The organism is Anaerobacillus sp. CMMVII, from assembly GCF_025377685.1.
Taxonomy (GTDB): domain Bacteria; phylum Bacillota; class Bacilli; order Bacillales; family Anaerobacillaceae; genus Anaerobacillus.
Genome location: NZ_JACEHK010000017.1, coordinates 375,665 through 396,184, shown reverse-complemented (window position 1 = coordinate 396,184; position 20,520 = coordinate 375,665). Strand labels below are relative to the sequence as shown.

General features: G+C 38.7%; 19 protein-coding genes and 2 pseudogenes. 2 read left to right on the top strand and 19 right to left on the bottom strand.

Annotation, left to right across the window (positions count from 1 at the left end):
* Positions 1–48: 48 nt before the first annotated feature.
* The 13 genes and pseudogenes from H1D32_RS23355 to H1D32_RS23295 form a co-directional block, all read right to left on the bottom strand.
* Positions 49–189, bottom strand: coding sequence for a hypothetical protein (locus tag H1D32_RS23355; RefSeq protein ID WP_261180583.1), 141 nt, complete (start codon positions 187–189; stop codon positions 49–51).
* Between the two features lie 187 nt (positions 190–376).
* Complete coding sequence (rarD, locus tag H1D32_RS23350) at positions 377–1,339, bottom strand: EamA family transporter RarD (RefSeq protein ID WP_261180640.1); 963 nt, start codon at positions 1,337–1,339, stop codon at positions 377–379.
* Between the two features lie 79 nt (positions 1,340–1,418).
* A complete protein-coding gene (locus H1D32_RS23345; RefSeq protein ID WP_261180582.1) occupies positions 1,419–3,038 on the bottom strand; it encodes an ABC1 kinase family protein in 1,620 nt (539 codons plus the stop codon).
* An 86-nt stretch (positions 3,039–3,124) separates the two neighbouring features.
* A complete protein-coding gene (locus H1D32_RS23340) occupies positions 3,125–3,556 on the bottom strand; it encodes a WapI family immunity protein (RefSeq protein ID WP_261180581.1) in 432 nt (143 codons plus the stop codon).
* Between the two features lie 37 nt (positions 3,557–3,593).
* On the bottom strand, positions 3,594–3,926 hold the full coding sequence (locus tag H1D32_RS23335) for a hypothetical protein (protein ID WP_261180580.1): 333 nt from the start codon (positions 3,924–3,926) through the stop codon (positions 3,594–3,596).
* A gap of 83 nt (positions 3,927–4,009) precedes the next feature.
* Positions 4,010–4,711: a hypothetical protein gene (locus H1D32_RS23330; RefSeq protein ID WP_261180579.1), complete on the bottom strand. Its 702-nt coding sequence runs from the start codon at positions 4,709–4,711 to the stop codon at positions 4,010–4,012.
* Between the two features lie 112 nt (positions 4,712–4,823).
* Entirely contained in the window at positions 4,824–5,459 is a 636-nt protein-coding gene (locus tag H1D32_RS23325; protein WP_261180639.1) for a DUF3885 domain-containing protein, read from the bottom strand.
* A gap of 518 nt (positions 5,460–5,977) precedes the next feature.
* Positions 5,978–6,190 (bottom strand): hypothetical protein, encoded by a 213-nt coding sequence (locus tag H1D32_RS23320; protein ID WP_261180578.1) that lies wholly within the window; start codon positions 6,188–6,190, stop codon positions 5,978–5,980.
* Positions 6,190–6,507 carry a hypothetical protein gene (locus H1D32_RS23315; RefSeq protein ID WP_261180577.1) on the bottom strand — a complete coding sequence of 106 codons (318 nt, stop codon included), beginning with the start codon at positions 6,505–6,507 and terminating at the stop codon, positions 6,190–6,192. The genes H1D32_RS23320 and H1D32_RS23315 overlap by 1 nt, the downstream gene beginning before the upstream one ends.
* Positions 6,508–6,796: 289 nt before the next feature.
* A pseudogene (locus H1D32_RS23310) lies at positions 6,797–8,127 on the bottom strand (O-antigen ligase family protein).
* Between the two features lie 78 nt (positions 8,128–8,205).
* On the bottom strand, positions 8,206–9,150 hold the full coding sequence (locus H1D32_RS23305; protein ID WP_261180576.1) for a glycosyltransferase family 4 protein: 945 nt from the start codon (positions 9,148–9,150) through the stop codon (positions 8,206–8,208).
* A gap of 67 nt (positions 9,151–9,217) precedes the next feature.
* On the bottom strand, positions 9,218–9,361 hold the full coding sequence (locus tag H1D32_RS23300; RefSeq protein ID WP_261180575.1) for a hypothetical protein: 144 nt from the start codon (positions 9,359–9,361) through the stop codon (positions 9,218–9,220).
* A gap of 74 nt (positions 9,362–9,435) precedes the next feature.
* Positions 9,436–10,021: pseudogene (locus tag H1D32_RS23295) on the bottom strand (WecB/TagA/CpsF family glycosyltransferase).
* 365 nt (positions 10,022–10,386) lie between these two features.
* On the opposite strand from H1D32_RS23295, the gene H1D32_RS23290 reads away from it, so the two are divergent.
* The gene (locus H1D32_RS23290; RefSeq protein WP_261180574.1) at positions 10,387–11,220 is read left to right on the top strand and encodes a hypothetical protein; all 834 of its coding nucleotides are present in this window, start codon (positions 10,387–10,389) and stop codon (positions 11,218–11,220) included.
* A gap of 500 nt (positions 11,221–11,720) precedes the next feature.
* Positions 11,721–12,347, top strand: coding sequence for a heparinase II/III-family protein (locus H1D32_RS23285; RefSeq protein ID WP_261180573.1), 627 nt, complete (start codon positions 11,721–11,723; stop codon positions 12,345–12,347).
* Between the two features lie 488 nt (positions 12,348–12,835).
* On the opposite strand, the gene H1D32_RS23280 is transcribed toward H1D32_RS23285, so the two are convergent.
* From H1D32_RS23280 to H1D32_RS23255, 6 genes are all read right to left on the bottom strand, one after another.
* On the bottom strand, positions 12,836–14,239 hold the full coding sequence (locus H1D32_RS23280) for a glycosyltransferase family 4 protein (RefSeq protein WP_261180572.1): 1,404 nt from the start codon (positions 14,237–14,239) through the stop codon (positions 12,836–12,838).
* A 16-nt stretch (positions 14,240–14,255) separates the two neighbouring features.
* Positions 14,256–15,557, bottom strand: coding sequence for a nucleotide sugar dehydrogenase (locus tag H1D32_RS23275; protein ID WP_261180571.1), 1,302 nt, complete (start codon positions 15,555–15,557; stop codon positions 14,256–14,258).
* 12 nt (positions 15,558–15,569) lie between these two features.
* Positions 15,570–16,769 carry an MATE family efflux transporter gene (locus H1D32_RS23270; RefSeq protein WP_261180570.1) on the bottom strand — a complete coding sequence of 400 codons (1,200 nt, stop codon included), beginning with the start codon at positions 16,767–16,769 and terminating at the stop codon, positions 15,570–15,572.
* A gap of 253 nt (positions 16,770–17,022) precedes the next feature.
* Positions 17,023–17,409, bottom strand: coding sequence for a hypothetical protein (locus H1D32_RS23265; RefSeq protein WP_261180569.1), 387 nt, complete (start codon positions 17,407–17,409; stop codon positions 17,023–17,025).
* 639 nt (positions 17,410–18,048) lie between these two features.
* On the bottom strand, positions 18,049–19,845 hold the full coding sequence (locus tag H1D32_RS23260) for an N-acetylmuramoyl-L-alanine amidase family protein (RefSeq protein WP_261180568.1): 1,797 nt from the start codon (positions 19,843–19,845) through the stop codon (positions 18,049–18,051).
* Positions 19,846–20,207: 362 nt separating this feature from the next.
* Positions 20,208–20,444 carry a hypothetical protein gene (locus tag H1D32_RS23255; protein WP_261180567.1) on the bottom strand — a complete coding sequence of 79 codons (237 nt, stop codon included), beginning with the start codon at positions 20,442–20,444 and terminating at the stop codon, positions 20,208–20,210.
* Positions 20,445–20,520: the final 76 nt, after the last annotated feature.

Below are 20,520 nucleotides of genomic sequence, written 5' to 3'. Positions count from 1 at the left end.
CATTACATACTAGGGACAAACCAAGAATTATTACGATATTTTTATAGTTCATTGCCCTCTACTCTCCATCTCCTTCTTTTCCTCTAACAATTGAATAATCCGTCTATTATCTTCTTTAATCTGTTTAGTTAGATTCGAAATAAAAACTGTTGGTAATATTCCAGCGGAAGATATAACGAAAATTAACATAATCTCACCTCATTTTTTTCGTTTGGGAACTTAATAAGAAATAAATCACTCTTAACCATCATTTTCAGTTTCTGGTACAGGTTCAGTACAAGCACAATCATCACCAAAAGAACAACCTGATAGAAGGATAAAAGATACTGATATGAATGCGATAATAAACTTTTTCAACTATTTTCACCTCCCTATTCTATAACTCTCCCTTTTTTATTTTAGTAGAAAGCATGGGGATGGTTCTGGCGCTTCCGGAGGAAGCAGCAGAACCGTCCCCATGCTTCCTCATTGAAGAAAAAGTATAAATTGCAATAGCTGACCAAATGAAGATAAGTGCAATTAAATGTGCTTGTGATAACGTTTCGTTATAAAGAAAAACACCTGTTACCAGTACTATTGTTGGAGAAATATACTGAAGAATTCCAAGCAAAGATAGTGTTACCTTTTTCGCACTCATAGTAAAAAATAATAGTGGTAGAACGGTTACTGCACCACTACCTATTAAAAGTAAACTTGTTGAAACAGAATCGAAAAATTGGATTTGAGATTGAAACATCCAGTATGCCAAAAATACTAACGCAATGGGGGTAATCACCATCGTTTCAAGAGCTAATCCAATGGTTGAATCGGCTTTAATCATTTTCTTTGCTAAACCATAAAATCCAAAAGTAAGAGCTAGACTAAGCGAAATCCAAGGGATTACACCATAATGAAGTGTTAATGTTACTACCCCCATTCCTGCTAAAACAAATGCAACAACTTGAGAAATACTTAACCTTTCTTTTAATACGATTACACCGATTAACATACTTGTTAAAGGATTTATGTATTGACCAAGACTGGCTTCTACTATTTTCCCTTCAATTACAGCCCACATAAAGATACCCCAGTTTGAACTAATCAAAACAGAAGCAAGAAAAAGTGACCAAAATAACCTTGGCTTCTTAATGATTTCTTTTACGAATTCAACATATAAATTCCATTTCCTTAAAAAGAGTAAAAGCACAATCATAAAAATAAAAGACCAAAAAACTCGCTGTGCTAAAATCTCTCCTGAAGAAATATGTTGAGTAAGTTTCCAATAAATCGGAGTAAGACCCCACATCATAAAAGAAAGAACTGCAAACACAACACAATCTTTTTCATTATTTAATTTCAATCCTAAACCTACTTCCTTGATGAAGCATGGGGACGGTTCTGGCGCTTCCGTAGGAAGCAGCAGAACCGTCCCCATGCTTCTATCTTCGTTTTTCATGCATGTATTTCATCCATTTTTTTAACTTAAAACTGTAAAAAAAGTATCCTGTAACAGAAATGATAGATACAACCACTGAAAGCTGTAAAATGAGTTGATGGGAAGTATATATCCCTGTGCCTATTCCGATAAGACCAAGGAGTGTTAATTGAAATAGTTGTTTTTTGTTATTTTCAAATATAGAAAATTGAAATTGTCTTCGCTGCTCGGTTTCCTTTATATTCTCAAGTACTTGTGGTAGTTTTAGAAATTCTGTAAAGGAATGGACTGTTTTAAATATTGGCTGTGACTGCAACCAAAACCAAATAAACGACCACTTGGTATTCCCTTGTTTACTCAACCAATCCATAAAAACTGGTTTTAAAACGTTAATGAGATCTTCCTCTGATGCCAAGTTCCGAAGCATTCCTTCCATCGTAATGAAAGAACGCCCTAAAAAAACAAATCTCGTTGGCACTTGAATTGGGAGTGCTTGAATGATATCGTTCATTTCCAATTTTAAAGCTAGAAGATCCATTTCTTTCAATTGCGCAGGTTGAAAAGACAATAATTCAGCCAATAGCCTTTCCATCGTCCTTGGGTCTGCCTCAGGGAGCAAGAAACCTAAATGAGTCAAGCACTCCACAGCTTTAGGGTAATTTTTTGATAGTAAACTTTCTATTAATCCTTGAAAATAGGTAGCATCCTTCTTAGAAATTTGCCCTACCATTCCGAAATCTAGTAATATAATTTGTCCTTCCTTTGATACGAGTACGTTTCCTGAATGGGGATCAGCATGGAACAAACCTGGTTCAAGCCACTGTGGAAGAAAAACTTCAATCAGACGCGCTGCCAATTCACGTTGGTTAACTTCTAGTTGACTTACTCCTACTTTATCAGTCAGCTTTATTCCTTCGACCCACTCCATTACCAATATCTTTGGCGTACTCAGTTCGGAATACACGTCTGGTATTTTCACACCATCTACACCCTTAAATCGTTCTTGAAAAAAGAGTAGGCTATTTTTTTCCTGAGAAAAATCAAGCTCCCGGACAATAACTTCCTTGAGTTCTTTAAATAAAACCTTTAAATTTATAAACCCTTTTGGCATGGGAACAAAATGATGGGCAAACCAGATAATAATACTTAATGTACGGAAATCAGTTTCAATGATTGATTGTATATTTGGGCGTTGTACTTTAATGGCCACCATTTGACCATCTTTTAAGATACCTTTATAAACTTCTCCTATAGAGGCAGAAGCTACTGCCTTTTTATCGATGGAAAGTAACGATTGATCTAGAGGTCCTCCCCATTCTGCTTTAAGAATATCCTCAATCTCCTCCCATTCTGAAGGGGGAACTTGATCTGTAAGGTCTTGAATTTGACGGATAAACCCATTAGGAAGCAAGTCCGAGCGAATGCTTAGTAATTGTCCAACTTTAATAAGTAATCCTTCTAGTTCAAATAATGTTTTTCGAAACCTTTCCCCTATTATATCCCACAATTTTTCCCAATCAGCTTCAGGTTTTTTTCTAATCTTATACCAATAGATTTGAATGAAGATGACAAATGCCATTGATAGCACCTTTGACATTCGCTTTAATTTACTCTTTGATTTCATCAAATCACTCATTTCTTTATTAATTCAGGAAGCATGGGGACGGTTCTGGCGCTTCCGGAGGAAGCAGCAGAACCGTCCCCATGCTTCTACGGCCTTCCTATAACAGGAAAAGCAGTTAAAATATCTTCCAATTCTGTTATTAAATTTTGCAAATATGATTGGTCTGCTTCAAATTCAAAATTCAAAACAGCACCATATCCAGCAGGGTAGCAAGTTTCAATTGACCAAGATACTCCACCTAACTTGTTCATCACACATTCAAAATGTAAAAAGCTGTCTAAATTACTTAGTGTAGCTTTTCCTTTCAAATGCTTATTCATTTCTTTCAGCTCATTTAGAAAATCTCTTATTTCATCTGTTCTCAAATCTGCATTGAAATGAACACGGTATCCTGGAATTTCAATATTTACTTTTGAATGAACCCAATTTCCATCCCAAAAATCTGTACAATTCGGATGATTTCTGCTTAATACATCAATATCAATTTTTGTTTCTTCACCTAAAAGATAAAATTTCATAAAATCAACCTCAACTTATTTATACTCTTGCTACCCATTATTTCAGTAGCGTTATTTTCCATGCACTCAAGCCAGGAGGGTCAGAAAGGAATGCTAACGGTTTTAAATCAGCTTTAATTTTATCTCCTATTCCCAACTCTCTATAATCTATTACTTCACCAAATTCATTTACTATGTCTACATACTTCAAGCCTAATGTAGCTCTTTTATAGCTTGGATTTATTAATTTATTACTTTCAATCCAAACTGATGTTTCTGATTCCTTCCTTACAATTGTAAATATCTCTTCCTTGGTTAACTCTATAAATAGAAAAAAGATTCCTAGTACAATTAGTAATACAAAGATAGAACGAAATAAATACTTTTTCATTAGCGCACCTCACTGTTTTTTTAAGGAGCACGGGGACGGTTCTACTGCTTCCTTAGGAAGCAATAGAACCGTCCCCGTGCTTCCTAATTCCCAAACTTAGTGTTAGCTATTATCTTATAGGAATGCTTTATTGAAATTTCATCAATATTCTCTTTATTCTTTTGACTTACAATATATTGGGCTCTACAATTTTTACACGTTATCAAATAAAATGAATAAGTTGAAGGTTTTATTTCATGGTTCTTTGATGAATATCCAGTACATAATCTTCGTTCTTTTATAAAATTTCGAAGTTCAGTATCACTATTATTTGCTACCAATTGGATAAACTTTTTTATATCACTTCGGTAGTCACTTTTGCTTACTTTAAAAAGCAACTCTTCAGTAAAGTATCCACTATTACATTTCTTACATTTGATTTGACCAATTATCTTAAATAAGGGGAGAATAATACTTCCGAATACGAAAACTGGAATTTCCAATTTAACAGTATTTATATAAGGGAGAAAAGGTAAAAGTAGACGTGATAGAACGAAATAATGAATAAGCAAAATAATAAACAAAGCTATTAATCCAAATGATAAACCAGGTAATATATGTTGTTTATGAAATGCTCCTTCTTTGAGAAAAATGGAATAGTAATAGCCGATTGGAGCTACAAAACCTAACAGAAAATATTCAACGTGAAAATAGGTTAGACCCCATTCTGATATTACCGGAATCCCTATTATGAAAGCTAAAATTACACTAGCAACCACAGAAATCAAACCATAAATATAGGACATAGAAATTCCTCCACTTAATTCAATTTAGGAAGCGTGGGGACGGTTCTCCTGCTTCATCAGGTTACTAGCTTAGGAAGCAGCAGAACCGTCCCCGCGCTTCCCCACGCTTCCTCTACTCGGCAACCCAATCTTTGTAAGCCTTATATAATGTCCTTATGACTTCTTTGTTATCTGCAATAACCTCGCAACCTCGATCATCATAAATAAAGAAGATAATATTTTTAGAAACATTTATGAAAAATACATCTGGATAATACGATCCGTTATTCCCACCAAATTTAGGTTTCAAGGGGAAGTCCTCGTGACAACTAGCTTTAAGTAGTAACTGGTAATTTATATCTCGTTTTCTGCACTTTACGGAAAACTGTGAAGTGTAATACTCGTCAGCCTCTTCTTCGTCGTCAAAAGCAAATGGTAGAGTCTCCACCTTCACTTTGTATTTTACATCTTTATTTTTTAGAAAGCGCTCGTAGACCTTAACCCTTCTTCGGTTATTTTTATAACTTTTACGATGATAAACATTTGTAGCGAGAATGATTTCATCCTCTTCAGAAAAAAGATAATTAAAAATTGACGATGCTTGACTATAGACTCGCTCAAACATTTCAAGGTTAAGGCTTCCATCATTATTATACTGATACATACCTTCCCCAAATTCAAAATGGATCCTAATATCCCATTGATGATACAGGCTCGGCTTCAAGACTAGTCCAGGAAAAGTAGTTTTTAGGTATTCTCTAAATACCATCATCGCAACCCCATTTTTAGTGATTTATTGCTAATTTGCAAATTAAAAGAAATATAGAGAATAGTCTCTACACCTTATTTTTACCTTTAGACCTTAATAAACTCCATGATAACAACCAAGTCACACCAACAAAAATTATCTCTATTATAAAAGATTCAAAGCTATTCAAATGTACAGCAAAAAAATCTGATGAGTTCGCTGAATAAAAATATAACCAAAGCCACATATAAAAAAGCACGAATAATGTAACATGAATTAAAGGTCCTACTACTACCTTCTTTGTAAACCATGCTGATAAAGTTCCCAATGATATAGCAATTGGTATTATCAGCACCTCCAAGACGTATGGGTTAAACCAAGTTGATGTACTTATCACTATCTTTCACCTCGTTACTTTCTTTAAATAGAATTATCCTGCTTGCTATGTATTAAGTTAACTAATTTTACCATTAATTACCTTTAGTTGGATAGAAAAAAAGCGTTCCTTTAATTTTAAAGAACGCTCACCACTAATATAGTTATTTAATTGACTCTGCTGTTTCGATTAGAACATCTAAATCATAATGATCCGTTGTACTTCCCCCAAAGAGGTAGCCAAATCCACTTCGCTGAAATACTAGAGTATGAAAATCCTCATGATGTCTTCTATAATACGCTTTACTTCCATTGCTAAGTTCATAAACTTCATCTTTTGTGGGGTTAATAAACTTCTCAAGGTCTTTTTCAGGCATTATATAAATACAAAATCAAGATTGGGACATCTCCCGGTTGCATCATACTTCATATAATGCAAATTAAGCCGTCCTTCGCCCTCAATGGTCCCAAACCGGTGTGATGGTTCAAAAGGTAACTTTGTTGGTAGGCTTACTTTTTTACCATGTTCTTTTTCATATTGATGAATGGCCTTTTCTGCTGAAATATAGTTATTTCCCTTAATAAATTCTTCAAGCTGTATTTCTCCATGAGTTTTTCCGCTAACAGCTTCTAAACCAGCAACAAAGGAAAAACACATAATGAATGTTACAACAATAAATTTTATGACTCTCATCTCTTACCACCCCTCATTTCTAAGGAAGCGTGGGGACGGTTCTGGTGCTTCCCTAGCTAGTAACCTGATAAAGCAGGAGAACCGTCCCCACGCTTCCTAATTCAATCATGCTAGCAAAGTGCTAGCGGTGCATGAAATTATTAAATTAAGAAATGCAGTTATATCAAGGGTTTCGCAAAAATCTAATCAAACGTTTGATTAATTTTTGCATAACATGCAAGCACGGGGACGGTTCTGGTGCTTCCTAAGCTAGTAACCTGATAAAGCAGGAGAACCGTCCCTACGCTTCCTATGGTGCTTCCCCAGGAAGCAGGAGAACCGTCCCCACGCTTCCTAAAACGGCCAAGTAGATGCTGACTGCTGGGGCAAAGAGGACGTGTCCTGCAATGAAAGCAATTCCGAAACCGAGAAATAATGAGCTAAATACCAACAAAAATTCAACAAGTAACAGCTTCTCTAAGTGATGCCTTACATTTTTAAACAACAGCACGAATGCATAAAAAATCGGTAACATGTAAACGATCGAACCAATGATCCCGTATGAATAAAACAAATCAAGAAAATCCATTTCAACCAATTTTGGACGCTCTGGATAAATGCCGGCATATCCCATTCCAAATAGTTTTTGTATTAGTGGTGCCTCAACAAACATCTCGTGCGTATTCTTCAGAAAGATTTGTCTGCTGCTTAATAGGATGTTAATGACTCGATTACTGTATCTCTTTAGAACTCCAGCGTCTTCGTCTATCACTACTTCAGGTGCTTCAGGCATTGGCTCTTCTACTTCTCCAGTTATTTCATCGATAATTCGAATATGCGTTTCCGTGTTTGAAAAAGCCGGGGTGTATGGTGTACTTAACAGAACACCGGCTAAAAGAACACTTATGATCAGTAAACTTGGTTTTAGATTTGGTTGCTTGGTAAGGAGTTGGCTAACGACTAATGCGAAAAGGGCCAGCCCTAATGAAATGATGATGGCAAGGTAACCGACCTTCGTCCCTAACATAACGAGCGAAAAAATAACGAGCAACGCCGGAATCCAATAGACGAGGTGAACGACGTTTTTCGTTGACCGAATTCCATATAATAAAATCACCGGTAAACAAATTGAGAGGATTGCTCCAATTTCATTTCCAGCGTGGAACCAAGCTTTCGTCCCCGCTTTCACAAATTTGTATGTATCAAGTCCAGTCCCAGTCAAAATTGCGACTAGGTACACCACCCCAATTAGCGTCATCGAGACAACGATCGGTGTCAAAAAGATCGTGATGATATTTTTTTGGGTATGATCTCTAAGCACAATCATCGCCATGATGTAGCTAATAAACATGACAGGAAAATAAATGTTTTTGCATAATATTGGCCTTCCGCAAACAACTGGAAGTTCGGCTTAACGACCCAAGCCGTGACAAAGCCAATGCCGATGATTAGTAAGATCGAACTTAAATAAATCAGAGATACTTTTTTAAGCTTTGAATGCTGCCAACAGAAAATATAGATAAGAGCAAACAGCATGACAAGCACCCGTACGATGATCCCAACCGTTACTGTCGACTCGTAGTATAAGATCGAGATCGATGTAAGCACATCAAGAACAGGCTGTAATGCGATAAAAAACATCAGAAACCATGAAAATCGAACGATAAATTTATCTTGAAACTGGATCATTTACTCCTCCTGAAAAAGCTGCTACCACCTCTATCTTTCTTTAAAGTTCACAGCAGGCTTGGAAACTTCCATTAGTTTATTTTCATTGTTAACCAACAGCTCGCGGTATGTATCGGCTACTGCTTCAACAAGCTGGTTGATCGAATATTTCGTAGCCGCCTTCTGATGCAATTTTTCACCGATTGCAGGCAGCTCCTCATGGCGATCATATGCATTCATAATGGCCTGTTCAAGACTTGCAACACTTTTTGGTGGGATCACCCAGCCAAGCGTTTCGTCATCAATCAAGTCCGCTACTCCACCTACATCTGTAGAAATCACCGGAATTTTTGCCCGCGCAGCCTCTAACACGACCAATGGAAAGCTTTCACTATAAGAGGAAAGTAAGAAAACATCAGCTAGCTTCAATAACGAGTCGATTTTTTCTTCAGGATGGAACCCTAAAAACAAAACATGTCGGTCGATGTTCAGGCTTGCGACCTTCTGTTTCAAGTCAGCTTCACTAGGACCATCACCGACAATTAGTAGCTTTAAATTCGGGATGTTGTCCTTGACCTTTTTTATCGCCTCAAAAACAACGTCATGCCCCTTGATCGGATGTAATCGTCCAACCATGATCACCACAAAGTCCTCTTTTTTTAATTGAAAATCCTCAGGGCTAAAAAATGCTTGCTGCTCACCCGTAAAGGAAATTCCATTATAAATCGTCGTCATTGGGCATTTTATATGAAGCTCTTCTAACAACTTGGAAAACCGACTGGAAATCGCAAAGCAATGGTTCACCTTTTTCAGAACCCAAAGGTTTAACATCGTAAATAGCTTTCCTTTTAACCCACCGCCAATAAAATCGTATCTCGGATCACTATGAACCGTTGTTGTCCAAATCAGCTTTTCAGACCTTGTTACAAAATACCCAAATAAGTTCGCACGTGGTCCATGGGTATGAAGGATCGCAATTCCTTCAGTTCTAATCAAACGTTTTATTTTCGATAAACGGAAAAATCATATCTCGTTTTTTGCGCAAAGCAGCGTACATCAATTCCTAACTGTTCTGCCTCTGTAAAATCGCTCCTTTTTCGAAAACGCCGAGGATCACTTCTTTTTTATTGAGACTATTTAGCAACGATATTAAGTGATTTTTCGAGCCCGCCATTTCCTTGCCACCAATCAGGTGTAGCACTTTCATAGGTATTCCCCCCTTTCCCTCTCAATTATTGCCAAAAATAAGGGGGAAATACGCTATGAACTATTTTCTTCGCTTTATTTTATCGTGTAAATTTCTAGTAAGAAATGAGGAAGAACCAGCATTCTTCGCCACCTTGATGGCTGTTTGAGTAATCGGTAAAGCCATTCGACATTTAGCTTTTGCCAAACTATTGGCGCACGTTTCGCTACTCCTGCCCAAACATCAAAACTACCACCAACTCCCATAAAAACGCCCTTGCTAAATTTCGCTAAGTTATTTTTTATCCATTTTTCCTGTGCAGGATATCCTAACGCAACAAAATTAGGTCTGGCGCCTGCTGAACGATTTCATCTACAACCGCTGGGTGGGCATGATCAAAATACCCATGATGATAGCCAACTACGTTAATTTGCGGGTAGGTTGTTTGAATATTTTCTACAGTCTTTGCGATAACTTCCGGTTTGCCCCTAAAAAATATACCTTTAGCTGCTTTTCATTGGCATGTGCTAGCAGTTCGCCCATCAAATCAAAGCCCGCAACCCGCTCTTTTATCGGAGTCCCAAGGATTTTTGAAGCAATGACAACACCAATACCATCGGCCAACACATAGTCAGCCTCCGCAACTGTTTTTTTATAGGACGGGTGATCCTTGGCATACATGACAATCTCCGGATTAGCCGTGACGATAAATGTTTTTCGGTTATCATTTATATGGGTTTTTATCTCTGCAACTACTTCTGACGCCTCTAAGTTGCAAAAAGATATATCCATAATCTCTACTGGCTTTTGCATAATCTATGATTCTCCTAACAGTAATTTTCGGGTGAATTTCATAATTACCTTAACTTAAGCTATATCAATCTAAATGAAGTTGCGAATGGTTCTACGCAACTTCATTTAGAACTTAGCGGCGAAAATAATAAATTATGAAATTCATTAGATGTATAAAATATAATCTTTTTATCAACTATTATATAGTATGTACCAAAATTAGGTTTCTTAAAATAAAAAACTAGGAGGAGTTTATGAAGCTACGATATCTAGTAAAAAAAATTGTAACAACGCCTCCACAGGTTTTAATAAAAAAAGGCATGTCGAGGTTACGATCTAGTTACCAAAAGAAGCAGGAACGACATGGTGATTTAAATAAAAGCACTTATCATCAAACAATCCCTTTAGATAAGCCATTAACTTTTTTTACCCCAGCCTTCGAGCTCGAAGACTTCTCCAATATTGATGAGATCCGTGAAGTAACAAACCTTTACCTCAATCACTATTTTGAGGTGTTAGGCTCGGGGTGGGTCCAACAAAAACATGGGATGAAGTGTCGCGGCGTTGAGGGCCATGTTTATGAGGCTGGTGAGAAGGCTGTGATTAATGCGGCAAATCTAGCGGAGTCAGAGGCGATCCGGGAATTAGTCTCAGAAAATTATATCCCGATCGATTGGCAGCTAGATTTTAAGTCAGGGTTTCGGTGGCGCGAGGACACGTGGTACAAGGACATTTCCTATGGTCACCTACCTGGTGTCGATATCAAAGTTCCTTGGGAGTTGGCTCGGATGCACCATTTAACTCAGCTTGCTTTCGCCTACTATATGGCCAAGCAGCAAATGCAGGGGTTCAAGGATCCAGACGTATACGCGATTGAATTTAGAAATCAAGTTTTGGATTTTATTGCCGCCAATCCTCCTCGTTTTGGAGTCAATTGGTTTTGTTCAATGGATGTGGCGATCCGCGCCTCTAATTGGCTGGTGGCCTACGATTTATTCCATTCATTTGGCGCAACATTTGATCAGGAGTTTGACCGAATTTTTCCCGCTCGATTTATGAGCATGGCGACCACGTCATCAACAATCTAGAATGGTTTGGGGAAAATCGTAGCAATCATTATCTAGCCAATATCGTCGGACTGCTTTATATTGCAGCGTACCTTAATCATGACAACGATTGGCTCGATTTTTCTGTGAAAGAGTTTATTCAAGAGGTCGAGTTTCATTTTATGAGGAAGGCTCTAATTTTGAAGCATCGACAAGCTATCACCGACTTCCGCGGAACTTGTACTGTATGGGGCAGCGATTATTATGGCAAAAAATACGACTCAGCTCCCGAAGTGGGTGTTTGAGCGCCTTGAAAAATTGCGTTATTTACTGTAAATATTACGAAACCCAATAAGAAAATTCCGCAGTTTGGCGATAACGATAATGGGCGTTTTTTAAAATTAGAACCGAATTGGCAGTGCTATGATGTAGCGACTGTAAAAAAGAGGTATCAAAATTTAGACGGATATTCGTCGGAAAGAGATACTTATTGGTTCGAAGATCACCTTGACCACCGAGCGCTAGTTGGAGGATATAGTGGGTTGTTTGATCGAAAGGATTTCAAAGATTTTTCCGAGAGTTTCACGATTGATCGTAAGGTTATTGCGCATATGGTGAAGGATTTTAAGGTGGAGCCTGGTGTGGACCAATCTCGAAGTCGCTGGATTTTCGAGGTTGATTTTGATCAATTAAAAGAGGTGCCTTTCATAAAAACAGAGTTTTTGAGTGGTGGGGGTAATCTCTTAGACAGGTTAGAAGGTTTCAGCTACCCAGAGTTTGGCTTATACATTTACAAATCCACTCAGCTTTATTTAGCGATTCGTTGCGGCTCAAATGGCCAAAACGGAAACGGCGGCCATGCTCATAACGACCAACTAAGCATTGAGCTAACGATTAATGGTAAAGACATCATTAAGGACCCGGGCACTTATCTTTACACACCCTTGCCAGAGAAGCGAAATTTGTTTCGTTCAACTAAGTCACATTTTACCCCACAATGCCCTGGGAAAGAGCAAAACTCATGGGTGGAAGGATTAAATGGCTTATTTCACTTAAAGAATGAGGCCCAAGCAAAGTGCTTACATTTCTCCGAGCAAGGATTTATCGGTGTCCACTATGGATTCGGCTTCCCGTTCATCGCAAAATTACACTCTATCAGGATCGAATAGAGATTTGTGACTATGGCGAGAAGATTGAAGCACCACAAACACCTAGCCTTTACTCAGATGGATATGGCAGTTTGAGTGGGGTCTGACCCCCGCCGCTTTAAAGCGTTACATTAGTGGGGGTCTACCCTGTAAATAGTTAAACTTCGAAAGTTCACTTTCTCTTATCAAGTTCAGGTAGCGCAAAATAGATTTACATTCTTAATGGTGAAAGTGAACTTTCATTGGGGTCAGGCCCCAGCTAAACGGATCAGGATTAGATAAGGAAAGCTGCCCGAACCTGAGGCAACTTCAGACAAGTTTAGCCTGAGGTGAAGGATACCTGTCCGAACCTGGCCCATCTTCAATGGTATGACTTGATTATCTTTACCCTTTCTTTCCCTTTTACCGATGAAGGCACGACTAGTCTCCTAAATCTTATCCTCCAACTAATCCAATCATCTTGAACCAAATGATGGTCACGACCATATATGATCGTGACCATCGTTATTTCAAATCAATTCATCCATTAACCTTGCTAATTGTTCTGCTTGATTTTTTCTTTCATAGATACTAGTATCGGTAGTTTGTGAAGAGGGGTCTGACCCCCGCTGTATTACCGCGTTACCTCGGTGGGGGTCTGACCCCCAGTGCTTTAAAGCTTTACCTTGGCGGGGGTCAGACCCCTCTTTTGCCTTCTCTTTCCACTCCTCATAGAGTTTGAGGACTCCTGCCTTGATTTCTTGGAGGTTCTTGGGTTGGACGACTTCGCCAAGCCTATACTTTTCAATAATCTCAGTTGATTCTCCTGGTAGACTCAATGCCAGAATTGGGTTGCCAATGGCCATGTATTCAAAGAGCTTACCAGGGATGTAATTTCCTGCATCAGGTGTGACGTCGTTGATTAGAAGTAAGACATTCGCACCTTTCATTTCTCCTAACACCTGGCTGTGAGGAAGGTTGCCCATAATCGCGACATTCTCCTCTAACCCTAGGCGCTGCACTGCATCGTTGTTCTCGGTATAGCCTGGATAATCAAAGACACCTGCAAACTTTAATAGAATGTGGTCTTTGTTAATCTTTCCTTCATCAACTAATGCTCTAATCGCCTCTAATAGTAAACGCGGATTGCGCTCCTTATAGAAGATTCCTGCATAAATAAAAGTAAACTTACCTGGGTTTTCAACCGCGCAAATATCTTGATAATCCGCGGCATCATAGCCATTATGAATAACTTCAACCCGTTTCAGCTTAGGATACTTTTGATTAAAGTTCTTCGCAAACGAATTAGTAACGGTCAATAACACATCAGACGATTCCATGACGCCTTTTTCCATGCGCTCCTCAATACGGCGGCGCCACTTGAATTGTGGTCGATGCATATTTTGAGTCCAGGGGTCGCGGAAGTCAGCGATCCATGGCTTCCCTGTCTTTTGTTTTAATTTGCGACCAACGAGATGGTTTGTATAAGGGCCAGCTGTTGAAAAAATTACATCAATATGATGCTCCCTGATCACCTCAAGTCCCTTTTTCACCGCCGCGGGGTACCACATAATCTGGTCATCTGGGATCATGACGGCATTTTTCATTGTCTTTAGAAACGCTTTTGCCGACTTTTTTAGTTTCGACCGCACCCCTTCGGAACTGGCACTTTGAACTCGCCCCCCACCTTGAACGACTACTGGTCGACGAATCTTTATTTCACTCGCCCGGTGGATTTTCACATCCTCCGGAAGTTGATCTAGTAGACTTAAATCTAAAGTTACATGGTGCGACGGGGCAACGGTTAAGATGTGCGGTTCCCAGCCAAACTGTCCTAGGTATTTTGCCATTTTTAGTGCTCTTTGTACGCCCCCGCCACCAATCGGTGGAAAGAGGTATGCTACGATTAATACTCGTTTTGTTGTTCGATCCATATTTTTCACACCAAATCTATATTCTTATTAGGTTACCATATTGATTGACCGTTTTTGGCACACGATTTTTTGCGTCTAAGAAGACAGGCTGTGAAGCCATTTTTTCAGATAATGCTAGCCAGTCGATTTCTAAGAATTCCTCTTGAACGGTGACATAAACAAGGGCATCCGCTTTGGTCACTGCTTCCTCTAACGAAGAAACCCGGTACGGATAGGCCGCTTTGACAGCGGGGTCATAAGCGCTAACGTCAGCACCGCTATCTAAGAGCAGTTGCACGAAGTGATGAGGTGGACTGATGCGGTCATCATTGGAAAAGTCCTTCATTGCGAGTCCTAAGACTGCAATTTTACTAGAAGCAAGACTTTTCCCTACCTCCTCTAGTTTTTCCTGTAACATCTCGACTAAAACCTGCGGGACCTGATCATTCGTTTTCCTCGCAGTTTCTAAAAGAGGGACTGGGACCTGTAACTCTTTTGCTTTTGTTAGCAGATAATAAAGCGCATTTGGTAAACAATAGCCACCAACCCCTGGTCCAGGCGTCAGCAAATTGACTCGCTTATGAGTATTGGCAATGCGGATCAATTCAAATGTATCAATCCCTAATTTTTCCGAAAAACGAGCAAATTCTTGAACCATCGCAATATTGACATCACGCTGGATATTTTCAATGACCTTGGCCGTCTCAACAATCTTAATCTCTGAAACGGTAATCTCTGCTTCGGTTACAAAAGAAAGCAACTGCTTCGCCCGCTGAGCACTTTCATCCGTCACGCCACCAACCGCGAGTGGCATATGAATAAACTCCTCGAAGGCGCGTCCTTCCGCTATTCGTTCAGATGAATAGGCGAGATAAAAATCGACGCCGGCCTTTAGGCCACTTTTTTCTAACAGCGGCAAGACGATGTCTTCGGTCGTACCAGGAATGACCGTACTTCGGACGACTACGGTATCACCTTTTTTTAGGACAGTGGCAAGTGTTTCACAGGCTGCGTTTAAATAGCGAAGGTCAGGGTCTTGATTATGAACAGGCAGACCGACAGTGATGATATAATGGTCGACTTCATTGGCAGCTTGTTCGTAGCTTGTCGTTGCCTGAAACCGTCCCTGCGCCAATTGTTCGGATAAAATTTCTGCAAGCGACTTCCCCTGATATTGTTCATGGAAATGGCATTTTGCAGCGTTAATATCATTTACATGATCCTCTAACACATCAATCCCGATGACAGAAGCACCTTTCATCGCATAGCTCAATGACAGTGGCAGCCCGATAAAACCTAATCCGATCACAGCCAGCCTTGGTGTCTTGCTTATCAACATAATCCCCTCCATTCAATCATGAAAATCTGCACGAAGTTTATGCGCACGTACATACGTTAAGTAATTGTTAAACAAAAACGTAACCAATGTTGCAATAGCCGCGCCGATTGCGCCATACAAAGGTATTAAAATACTATTCAAAGCTAAATTCATCACAACCGCTATGACAATTACATAGTACAAATACTTGAAGCCACCAAATTTCATGACTAGATTTACATGGGGGCTAAAAGCAAATGAGAAAATCGCTGAAACTGCTAAAATACGAAAGGTCGCAACAGCATCAGGATACTTGCCCATATCGATATAAGGAATGATCCAGCCTGAAAGCCACGCCCCTATCAAAACGATCGGCACAAACAACATTAACATTTTTCGATGTTTCATATATATGTCGTCAAGTTCGCTACGATTATTGGTATTTTGAATGATGGGTAATAATACCGCATTGACTGAATTTAATGCTAAAAAAACTAAGGTGTAGTAACGAAACGCAGAGCCGTACGTCGCTAACTGCAATTCTGTGGAAATCCACTTCAGCATAAACACATCTAACTGCGCACAAATCGTTGTAAAAAATGTCAGTCCTAACAAGTATTTATATGATCCCTTAAAAATCGATTTTCCGATTTCCAACGCTTTTTTTATTGCAAAAATTTGTTTCAGATTTAATTTACTCCGGAATACGAGAATAAAGATAAAAAACATCGTTGACGCTTGGATAGAGAGTACCTGCCAGGCACTAATACTATGTCTAAATAAAAAGATTAGCAGAAGCGTCAGTGCAAAAAACGAAGCTGAGCGAACAATTTCTACAACCGAAAACTTTAAAAATTGTAGTTCCTGTTGGTAGGCAGTTTTGATGTATTCAACCAACGTCGTTCCAACAATCATGATTAGAATTAATAGATAAACTCCATTAAAATAGATGTGAAATGGGATGCTGACGATCGTCAAAAACAAGATTATTAATAGTTGTAATCCTAAAAACGAGTCGCTATGCTGTTTCAAATCAAACTCGCTAAAGCCAACGATATAAATTCTTCGAAATGTAGCTGCCAAGGTTTGCGCGACAACTGTAATCATCGCTAACGCGAAGCTATACAGCGCATATTCTGTTTCTGGCATATAACGAATAATGATAATTCCAATGACCCCTAAGAGAATCTTGGAAGTTAAATCAAATGAAAATACCTGAACGATTGATCTCATTTAACCATCCTTTACGAAAAGGCGATAACTGTATACCTATTTTCGCTACTAAGTTCTAATATGTAGCTCGGCTAAGAACCTATCAACCCATTATTAACAAAAAACGGTAATTTTATTAGTCGCTTTAAAAAACGAAAGAGCCATGAGAACAATTCGTTTGTCTCATGGCTCTTAGGTTTTGAGAAGCACGGGGACGGTTCTGGTGCTTCCCCATTTAGAAAGCTCCTGATGAAGCACCAGAACCGTCCCCGTGCTACCTTAAATAGCTGATTTGGTAAATGTTATCCTTTTCTACCCAATAATGATAAGTAACGTCTGGCTCATCTTCGAAAACGACACCAATGTAATAGGGGTTTAGATGTTTGTAGCCATTCTTGCGGTGAGGTACAGTTGTTATTGTCCATACTTCATCTGGAAACTGTTGTTCTAAATAAGACTCTAATAGGACAACTTTTTGGTCAATTTGTACATCAATCCAATAAGGTCGTGCAGTATAAAAAATCGCAAATGCCACCAAAACACCGAAAGCCAATGACCATCCAACCTTACGCCATCTACCTTTTAAAAATAAGGAAATCACTATGATTGCTGCAATAGTTACCCCTACAAATATGATTTCTATCAGCTCTGATGGGTGCATAATTCCTCCTTGAAAAATTGGTTTTATTACAAGAAAAGCAGACCATTACAAAATATATTTCGTGTTCAGCGCTACAATTATTATACATTTCTTTCGCCTAGTACATTTCTGTAAGCCCAGCACAAGATTATTAGGAAATTCACGTAGTTTCTGTACTTTCAAAAAAACGATTGCCAGATTTATTTTAACATAAAATACCAATTTCCAGAGGGGCCTGCACAATAAAAAAGGAGATCAATTCATGAGCGAATTAATCTCCAAATAACTATTTATCCAAAACTCAAAAAATATTTCCAGATGGTATCTAGTAATAATGACACTCCGACTAAAAAGATACCAAGACATGCGAAGCTAAGTGGGGAACCCCATTTTATTTCCTTCATTTTTGCACCTCTTGTTGTGTGGATTATTTATACTATTTTCGCAAAGTTTGTTGCTTTCGTAAAAATCCCAAAAGCCGGATTTTTACACACGAATATTAAGATATCACTACTTATTTAGTAAGCATTGCTCTTTTCTTACTTATTCTACGGGGTGAATTCTTCAACTAAGGGATTTATCTATTTATCTTTGGTTAAATAGCAACAAGTTTTTTTGTGCGACGAGTAACCGCAGGAGCAATGTTTACGAAAAGAGCCATTATTTATTATAGAAATCTACTAAGCCCTCTAAAATTGCTTGTGCTGCCTGATCTTGGAACTGTGGGCTCGCTAAACGTTGGGCTTCGTTTTGGTTTGTTAAAAAGCCGAGCTCGATGAGAACACTTGGTACTCTCGTATACTTGATGATTTCAAAGCCCGCTTCCTTCACGCCACGATCTCTAGTTGATAATGTATTAACGAGCTTCGACTGTAAACTCGAAGCTAGCAACTGACTGTTGTATAGCTCATAATTACGATTCCAAAATGTTTCCGTGCCATGCGCCGTCGCGATTGAAGATGAATTAACATGGATACTTAAAAAGATATCAGCATTTTGGTTATTCACGACCTTCGTGCGATCACTGAGCGCTAAAAAGACGTCTGTCGATCTAGTCAAAACAACTTTTGCCCCAGCTTGTTGAAGCTTCTTTTCTAAAATCAAGGCCGTTGATAAGACGATATCCTTTTCCATTAAACCAAAGGCAACAGCACCCGGGTCTCTCCCACCATGTCCTGGATCAATGACAATGACTTTGTCTTTGAGCTTTGATGTATCAATGGTTGGTTGATTTCCTAGTATTCTTACATGGTTTCCGTGAATAAAGCCCCACTCGTTGCCAACTTTAATTTTTAACCAGTCTTTGTTAACGCCTTGTTCGTAAAAATCAACTTGAGTTCTTGCTGCAAGGTTTCCGATGATCCTTGACGTCACATTCGGTTCACTACGAACATTTAAGGTTGTCGCCGTAACTTCCGCTTTTCCAATGACTTGGTTTGCTGGTGGTGCTGGGGTCGTTGCTTGAGCGATTGCAACAAAGCTACTGTGGACGAAGCCCCACTCGTTATTTACCTGAATTTTTAACCAATCTTTATTAACGCCTGTTTCGTAGATGTCTAGCTGCGTTCCTTCAGCGAGTATCGTCACTCGTCTTGCCGTCGTGTTTGGTTCCGCCCGGACATTTAAGGCATTTACCGTCACTTGACCTTTTGCGACGACTGTCACAGGTGCTGTAGGAGTTGTCGGTGTGGGATTATTGCTTCCTTGAGTAATCGTAACAAAATCTCGATGGACAAAGCCCCATTCGTTGTTGACTCTGATTCTTAGCCAGTCTTTATTGACGCCGGTTTCATAAATGTCTAGCTGCGTTCCTTCTGCAAGAATGGTGATCCGTTTAGCGGTTGTACGCGGCTCGCTACGGACATTTAGCGCGTTTACGGTAACTCGACCTTTGCTTATCACCTGATTTGCTGCAGGAGTCGTAGGCTTTGTTTGCTGCGTAATCGTTACAAAGCTACTATGAACGAAGCCCCAGCGGTCATTTACGCGAATTTTTAGCCAATCTTTATTAACACCCGTTTCAAAAATATCAATCTTTGTTCCGTTTGCTAGAATGCTAATTCTTTGTGAAGATGTATTTGGTTCACTACGAACATTTAAATTCGAAGCATTTACTTGGCCTTCAGCAACCTTTTGTAGTGTATTAGTAGGAGCAAACGTTTCAGTAATCGTTACGAAGTCTTTGTGAACAAAGCCCCATTGGTTATTCACATTTATTTTTAGCCAATCTTTATTGACTCCAATTTCAAAAATTGAAACTTTCGTACCTTTAGGTAGTTGCGCAATTCTCCTCGCATTTGCATTCGCCTCACTGCGAACATTTAATAGCGAGGCAGTTACCTCACCAACTGCAACTCTACTATTATCACTATAAACTATGTAATCTTTACTATTAAACTGAAAATTTGTAACAAAAGCTATGATAATAACCAAACCTATTAGTAAAAATCTTCTCAAATAATCACCCCGCAATTTTTCACTATATATACAAATAAACTACATTTTTCCACTCAAGTCTAGTCTATTTGACAAAATAATTAGGAGAAATTTCTTATTTTTAGTAGATTGTCGTTTTTTTAGACCTATTTTAAGAAAATCGTAAAAAAGCCAAGCATAAGCTTGGCTTTGGTCTATAAAATCTTATTAAAATAGCGTAAAAATCAATTGAACAATAAAGGCTAAAATAGTAATAACAACAACATCGATTGTCAGTTTCTTAAACCCTTCATATTTGTACTTAGGATCAAAAAAATACCTAAACCCATAAAACATCGAAAAAATAACAAGAAAGTTAATAAAAAGACCTAGAGTCATTGGTTCTACGACGCTTTTGACTGGGAAGGATTTTCCGCACTCTTACTCACTTTTCTATCAAAAAAGAAAACTTGTAAGTAGAAAATAGCTGCACAACCAACAATAAATAAACGAAACTCCCAAATTGTGTAGGTCGAATATTTAATGGATGAATTGGCTGCCTCAATAAACGAGGTGATAAACCACCCGCCAAAAATTAACATACCCATGATATGTAATGCTTTTTTCGTATTTTTATTCACAACGCTCACACTCCTACGCTTCATTATGATCTTCGAGTTGATAAACATTACCTTTAAAAGGATTTATCAACAGAAA

Coding starts and splice junctions, on each gene's coding strand:
- H1D32_RS23355 (WP_261180583.1), bottom strand. CDS start 189: ATGTTAATTTTCGTTATATCTTCCGCTGGAATATTACCAACAGTTTTT.
- H1D32_RS23345 (WP_261180582.1), bottom strand. CDS start 3,038: ATGAAATCAAAGAGTAAATTAAAGCGAATGTCAAAGGTGCTATCAATG.
- H1D32_RS23340 (WP_261180581.1), bottom strand. CDS start 3,556: ATGAAATTTTATCTTTTAGGTGAAGAAACAAAAATTGATATTGATGTA.
- H1D32_RS23335 (WP_261180580.1), bottom strand. CDS start 3,926: ATGAAAAAGTATTTATTTCGTTCTATCTTTGTATTACTAATTGTACTA.
- H1D32_RS23330 (WP_261180579.1), bottom strand. CDS start 4,711: ATGTCCTATATTTATGGTTTGATTTCTGTGGTTGCTAGTGTAATTTTA.
- H1D32_RS23325 (WP_261180639.1), bottom strand. CDS start 5,459: ATGGTATTTAGAGAATACCTAAAAACTACTTTTCCTGGACTAGTCTTG.
- H1D32_RS23320 (WP_261180578.1), bottom strand. CDS start 6,190: ATGCCTGAAAAAGACCTTGAGAAGTTTATTAACCCCACAAAAGATGAA.
- H1D32_RS23315 (WP_261180577.1), bottom strand. CDS start 6,507: ATGAGAGTCATAAAATTTATTGTTGTAACATTCATTATGTGTTTTTCC.
- H1D32_RS23300 (WP_261180575.1), bottom strand. CDS start 9,361: ATGAAAGTGCTACACCTGATTGGTGGCAAGGAAATGGCGGGCTCGAAA.
- H1D32_RS23290 (WP_261180574.1), top strand. CDS start 10,387: ATGAAGCTACGATATCTAGTAAAAAAAATTGTAACAACGCCTCCACAG.
- H1D32_RS23280 (WP_261180572.1), bottom strand. CDS start 14,239: ATGGATCGAACAACAAAACGAGTATTAATCGTAGCATACCTCTTTCCA.
- H1D32_RS23275 (WP_261180571.1), bottom strand. CDS start 15,557: ATGTTGATAAGCAAGACACCAAGGCTGGCTGTGATCGGATTAGGTTTT.
- H1D32_RS23270 (WP_261180570.1), bottom strand. CDS start 16,769: ATGAGATCAATCGTTCAGGTATTTTCATTTGATTTAACTTCCAAGATT.
- H1D32_RS23265 (WP_261180569.1), bottom strand. CDS start 17,409: ATGCACCCATCAGAGCTGATAGAAATCATATTTGTAGGGGTAACTATT.